General features: G+C 75.0%; 3 protein-coding genes and 1 pseudogene. 2 read left to right on the top strand and 2 right to left on the bottom strand.

Annotation, left to right across the window (positions count from 1 at the left end):
* A pseudogene (locus CCN33_RS22995) lies at positions 1-332 on the top strand (Rv2231c family pyridoxal phosphate-dependent protein CobC); the annotation flags it as partial.
* Here the strand turns inward: CCN33_RS22995 and sigJ are convergent.
* Positions 320-1,201: an RNA polymerase sigma factor SigJ gene (gene sigJ, locus CCN33_RS23000; protein ID WP_086695417.1), complete on the bottom strand. Its 882-nt coding sequence runs from the start codon at positions 1,199-1,201 to the stop codon at positions 320-322. The pseudogene CCN33_RS22995 and the gene sigJ overlap by 13 nt on opposite strands.
* 102 nt (positions 1,202-1,303) lie before the next feature.
* Between sigJ and CCN33_RS23005 the strand changes: the two genes are divergently transcribed.
* Positions 1,304-1,681 (top strand): hypothetical protein, encoded by a 378-nt coding sequence (locus tag CCN33_RS23005; RefSeq protein ID WP_086695418.1) that lies wholly within the window; start codon positions 1,304-1,306, stop codon positions 1,679-1,681.
* Between the two features lie 18 nt (positions 1,682-1,699).
* Here the strand turns inward: CCN33_RS23005 and CCN33_RS23010 are convergent.
* Positions 1,700-1,883, bottom strand: a 184-nt coding sequence (locus CCN33_RS23010; protein WP_140394630.1) for an LAETG motif-containing sortase-dependent surface protein, incomplete at its 5' end; no start/stop codon positions are given.

Raw genomic sequence — 1,883 nt, forward strand, 5'->3', positions numbered from 1 at the left:
CCCGCGCCTGCGTGGCCCCCCGCGCCCTCGCCGAGGCGGCCCACGCGGCCCACCGCACGGCCGCCGACCGCGCCCATCTCCTCACCGGGTTGGCGGAGCTGGCCCGGTACGGCCTCAAGGTCACCGGCCCCGCGGAGGCCCCCTTCGTCCTGCTGGAGCTGCCGGACGCCCAGCGCGTACGGCACCGCCTGCGCGAGCTGGGCTACGCGGTCCGCCGGGGCGACACCTTCCCGGGCCTGGGCCCGGACTGGCTCCGGGTGGCGGTGCGGGACCGGACGACGATGGCGGGGTTCGTCGACGCGCTGCGCACGGCGCTGACTCAGGACGGCTGAGGTGTCCACGGCCGCAGTTTCTCCGGGTTGCGCACCACCCAGATCCGGGTGACGCGGTCGCCGTCGCCCTCGAAGGCGGCGACGGTGACCACCGCGCCGTCGCGACGGGCCACCAGGCCGGGCAGGCCGTTGACCGAGCGTTCCAGGAGTTCGAGGCCCGGGGCGCGGTCGGCGATCGCGGCCATGTACTGGGCGATGCGCGGGCCGCCCTCGACCGGCCGCAGGACGGCGCCGACCATGCCACCGCCGTCGGCGGTCATCACGGCGGCCGGGTCGAGGAGACCGACGAGGGCGGCGATGTCCTTGTTCTCCCACGCCTCCTTCACCCGCCGCACCACATCGGCCCGCACCGGAGCCGGAGCCCGCGCGGCGCTCACCCGGCGCCGTGCGGAGGCGGCCAGCTGCTTGCAGGCCGCCGGGGTCCGGCCGAGCACCTCAGCGATCTCCGCGAACGGGTACCGGAAGACGTCGTGCAGCACGAACGCCACCCGTTCGGCCGGTGTCATCGACTCCAGCACGACCAGGAACGCCATCGCCACCGACTCGTCCCGCACGATCAGGTCGGCGGGGTCGGCCTCGCCCGTACCGTCCCACTCGGCGCGGTCGGGCAGCGGCTCCGGCAGCCAGGCGCCGACGTAGCGCTCCCGGCGGGCCCGCGCCGAGCCCAGCAGGTCCAGGCAGATCCGTCCGGTCACCGTGGTCAGCCAGGCGCCGGGCGACAGGATGTCCGCCCGCCGGCCGTCCGGCAGCCCGTACCAGCGCGCGTACGCCTCCTGCACGGCGTCCTCGGCCTCGGTCACCGAGCCGAGCAACCGGTAGGCCACGTTGAGCAGTTGCCGCCGCTCGGCCCGGTCCTCCACCGCCCTCATGCTTGTGGCCGCCCCCTCGCCATACCTTTCGCGGGCCCGCGTCGTCGGACTGGTGAGACCTTATCGAGCTGCTGCCCGACGGGCGGAAAAGGGGACCGTGACATGGCCACTCAGGTGACGACCACGACGGACGCGCGTTGCGACGGCTCCACGTTCCTCCGCGTCGCCGTAGCCCTCCAGACGCTGACCATCTTCCTCCAGGCCGTCTCGGCCGGGCTGTTGCTCACCGCGTCCTATGGCGAGACGCTGCACGGCATCGGCGCCCGCGTGATGTACGGAGCATCGATGCTGTACGTGCTCGCGGCGGTACTGGCGTGGAAGCCGGGCGGCGGCTCCACCCGGCCCGTCTGGCACGCCTCGGGCTTCTTCGCGCTCGCCTCGGTCCAGGTCGTGCTCGGCATCGCGCACGTGCCGTCGGTCCATCTCCCGCTGGGCGTGCTGATGTTCGGCCTGAGCCTGCTGGCGCTGGTCCGGCGCTGAGCCCCCGGCCGGGTCTCCTCAGCCCCGGCGCCTGCGGGCCACCGTCACCGCGCCGCCGCCCAGCAGAAGCAGGGCCAGCGCACCGCCCGCGATGTAGGGGGTGGCCGAACTGCCGCCCGTCTCGGCGAGGTTGCTCCGGGCGCCCTGGGGCTCGGCCCGGGGCGCGGGGGCCTCGGTGGACTTCTCCGGGGCGGGCGCGGCG

This window comes from Streptomyces recifensis, from assembly GCF_002154615.1.
GTDB classification, from domain to species: domain Bacteria; phylum Actinomycetota; class Actinomycetes; order Streptomycetales; family Streptomycetaceae; genus Streptomyces; species Streptomyces griseoluteus.

Coding starts and splice junctions, on each gene's coding strand:
- sigJ (WP_086695417.1), bottom strand. CDS start 1,201: ATGAGGGCGGTGGAGGACCGGGCCGAGCGGCGGCAACTGCTCAACGTG.
- CCN33_RS23005 (WP_086695418.1), top strand. CDS start 1,304: ATGGCCACTCAGGTGACGACCACGACGGACGCGCGTTGCGACGGCTCC.